The sequence below is a fragment of the Arthrobacter glacialis genome (assembly GCF_002909415.1).
GTDB classification, from domain to species: Bacteria; Actinomycetota; Actinomycetes; order Actinomycetales; family Micrococcaceae; genus Specibacter; species Specibacter glacialis.
The window spans coordinates 1-3,856 of the sequence record NZ_PPXB01000026.1 but is presented as its reverse complement, the minus strand read 5'-3'; the positions used below and the strand labels follow the sequence as shown (position 1 = coordinate 3,856).

General features: G+C 52.6%; 2 rRNA genes. Both read left to right on the top strand.

The annotated features are described in order from the left end of the window. Positions 1 to 183 precede the first annotated feature (183 nt). A 16S ribosomal RNA gene (locus tag CVS28_RS19310) occupies positions 184 to 1,720 on the top strand. A 534-nt stretch (positions 1,721 to 2,254) separates the two neighbouring features. After that, positions 2,255 to 3,856 (top strand): 23S ribosomal RNA (locus CVS28_RS19305); the annotation flags it as partial.

Below are 3,856 nucleotides of genomic sequence, written 5' to 3'. Positions count from 1 at the left end.
TTGTTGTTTGAGAACTCAATAGTGTGCCAAGTTTTATTGATACCAATTTATTTATATTGAATTGGTTATTTGGTTTTGTTGTTGCCGCCCCTGTGGTGATGACGGAACCGTTTAGCTGGTTTCGAATTTAGTGCACACTTTCTTCACCTTTTTCCGGTGGGTTTGTGTGTGTCTGTTTAGTTATTAACGGAGAGTTTGATCCTGGCTCAGGATGAACGCTGGCGGCGTGCTTAACACATGCAAGTCGAACGATGAACCCCGCTTGCGGGGGGATTAGTGGCGAACGGGTGAGTAACACGTGAGTAACCTGCCCTTAACTCTGGGATAAGCCTTGGAAACGAGGTCTAATACTGGATATTGACATTTCACCGCATGGTGGTTTGTTGAAAGATTTATTGGTTTTGGATGGACTCGCGGCCTATCAGCTTGTTGGTGAGGTAATGGCTCACCAAGGCGACGACGGGTAGCCGGCCTGAGAGGGTGACCGGCCACACTGGGACTGAGACACGGCCCAGACTCCTACGGGAGGCAGCAGTGGGGAATATTGCACAATGGGCGAAAGCCTGATGCAGCGACGCCGCGTGAGGGATGACGGCCTTCGGGTTGTAAACCTCTTTCAGTAGGGAACAAGGCCAGCATTTTTGTTGGTTGAGGGTACTTGCAGAAGAAGCGCCGGCTAACTACGTGCCAGCAGCCGCGGTAATACGTAGGGCGCAAGCGTTATCCGGAATTATTGGGCGTAAAGAGCTCGTAGGCGGTTTGTCGCGTCTGCCGTGAAAGTCCGGGGCTCAACCCCGGATCTGCGGTGGGTACGGGCAGACTAGAGTGATGTAGGGGAGACTGGAATTCCTGGTGTAGCGGTGAAATGCGCAGATATCAGGAGGAACACCGATGGCGAAGGCAGGTCTCTGGGCATTAACTGACGCTGAGGAGCGAAAGCATGGGGAGCGAACAGGATTAGATACCCTGGTAGTCCATGCCGTAAACGTTGGGCACTAGGTGTGGGGGACATTCCACGTTTTCCGCGCCGTAGCTAACGCATTAAGTGCCCCGCCTGGGGAGTACGGCCGCAAGGCTAAAACTCAAAGGAATTGACGGGGGCCCGCACAAGCGGCGGAGCATGCGGATTAATTCGATGCAACGCGAAGAACCTTACCAAGGCTTGACATGAACTGGAAATACCTGGAAACAGGTGCCCCGCTTGCGGTCGGTTTACAGGTGGTGCATGGTTGTCGTCAGCTCGTGTCGTGAGATGTTGGGTTAAGTCCCGCAACGAGCGCAACCCTCGTTCTATGTTGCCAGCACGTAATGGTGGGGACTCATAGGAGACTGCCGGGGTCAACTCGGAGGAAGGTGAGGACGACGTCAAATCATCATGCCCCTTATGTCTTGGGCTTCACGCATGCTACAATGGCCGGTACAATGGGTTGCGATACTGTGAGGTGGAGCTAATCCCAAAAAGCCGGTCTCAGTTCGGATTGGGGTCTGCAACTCGACCCCATGAAGTCGGAGTCGCTAGTAATCGCAGATCAGCAACGCTGCGGTGAATACGTTCCCGGGCCTTGTACACACCGCCCGTCAAGTCACGAAAGTTGGTAACACCCGAAGCCGGTGGCCTAACCCCCTTGTGGGGAGGGAGCTGTCGAAGGTGGGACTGGCGATTGGGACTAAGTCGTAACAAGGTAGCCGTACCGGAAGGTGCGGCTGGATCACCTCCTTTCTAAGGAGCACCAAACACCTGAACATCATCCGCATGGATGGTTGTTGTGGGTGTGAGGAGTAAAGACTCATTGCCAGGACATTCGTTCCTGGGTGAGTTGCTCAAGGGTGGAATATCAATAAAATAGGTGCCTGCTGGCACATGGCGATCTGAACCGAGTACACCAACCCTTACGGGTTGGGAGGAAAAGTTCATCAAGGATTGTTGTGTTCTGGTGGGTAGTGTTTGGCACACTGTTGGGTCCTGGAACAACAACGACCACCATGTAAATGGTGGTTGTGTTGTGCCTGGTTTCCTGCACATAACCGAACCGGTCACGGTGTGACACACATTTTTTGTGTGTTGGACGTGGTGGGTGTAGGTGTGTGGTGGGGTTGTTGTTTGAGAACTACATAGTGAACGCGAGCATCTTTATAAAGAAGCAATTTCTTTGAGATAATTTGAACCTGGATCTGATGCTGTTGCGCCTTTCGGGGTGTGGTGGTGTTGGTTTTCATGGTTCTCTCGATAAGTAAGTGTTGATTACATGTGTGTAGTCAAGTTTTTAAGGGCACACGGTGGATGCCTTGGCATTAGGAGCCGAAGAAGGACGTAGGAATCTGCGATAAGCCTCGGGGAGTTGATAACCAAACTTTGATCCGAGGGTGTCCGAATGGGGGAACCCCGCTACCCGTTGCAAGACGAGGTGGTGACCTGCATCTGAATATATAGGATGTGTGGAGGGAACGTGGGGAAGTGAAACATCTCAGTACCCACAGGAAGAGAAAACAAAAGTGATTCCGTTAGTAGTGGCGAGCGAACGCGGAACAGGCTAAACCGTGTCATGTGTGATAGCCGGCGGGCGTTGCATGGTGCGGGGTTGTGGGATTTACCGTGACGGATCTGCCGGTTCGTTGAGGGGAATGGTGCATGTATAGGTGAACGGTTTTGAATGGCCGACCGTAGAGGGTGAGAGTCCCGTAACTGAAATGCAGTGCACTCCCTTAGGTGAGTATCCCAAGTAGCACGGGGCCCGAGAAATCCCGTGTGAATCTGTCAGGACCACCTGATAAGCCTAAATACTACCTAATGACCGATAGCGGACAAGTACCGTGAGGGAAAGGTGAAAAGTACCCCGGGAGGGGAGTGAAATAGTACCTGAAACCGTGTGCTTACAATCCGTCAGAGCAAGCGTGCACTTTGGTGTAGTTGTTCTTGTGATGGCGTGCCTTTTGAAGAATGAGCCTGCGAGTTAGTGTTACGTCGCGAGGTTAACCCGTGTGGGGAAGCCGTAGCGAAAGCGAGTCTGAATAGGGCGATCGTAGTGGCGTGATCTAGACCCGAAGCGAAGTGATCTACCCATGGCCAGGTTGAAGCGCGTGTAAGAGCGCGTGGAGGACCGAACCCACTTCAGTTGAAAATGGAGGGGATGAGCTGTGGGTAGGGGTGAAAGGCCAATCAAACTTCGTGATAGCTGGTTCTCCCCGAAATGCATTTAGGTGCAGCGTTGCGTGTTTCTTACCGGAGGTAGAGCTACTGGATGGCTAATGGGCCCTACAAGGTTACTGACGTCAGCCAAACTCCGAATGCCGGTAAGTCAGAGCGTAGCAGTGAGACTGTGGGGGATAAGCTTCATAGTCGAGAGGGAAACAGCCCAGACCACCAACTAAGGCCCCTAAGCGTGTGCTAAGTGGGAAAGGATGTGGGATTGCTTAGACAACCAGGAGGTTGGCTTAGAAGCAGCCATCCTTAAAAGAGTGCGTAATAGCTCACTGGTCAAGTGATTCCGCGCCGACAATGTAGCGGGGCTCAAGTACACCGCCGAAGTTGTGGATTTCAAACATTACCCAAGCCAGTAGGTTCGTCCTTTGGTTCAGGGGTTTGGAGTGGTAGGGGAGCGTCGTGTAGGCATTGAAGCCGCAGTGTGAACTAGCGGTGGAGCCTACACGAGTGAGAATGCAGGCATGAGTAGCGAAAGACGGGTGAGAAACCCGTCCGCCGAATGATCAAGGGTTCCAGGGTCAAGCTAATCTGCCCTGGGTAAGTCGGGACCTAAGGCGAGGCCGACAGGCGTAGTCGATGGACAACGGGTTGATATTCCCGTACCGGTGAAGAACCGCCCATATTGAACTGATAATACTAACCACCCAAACTGTT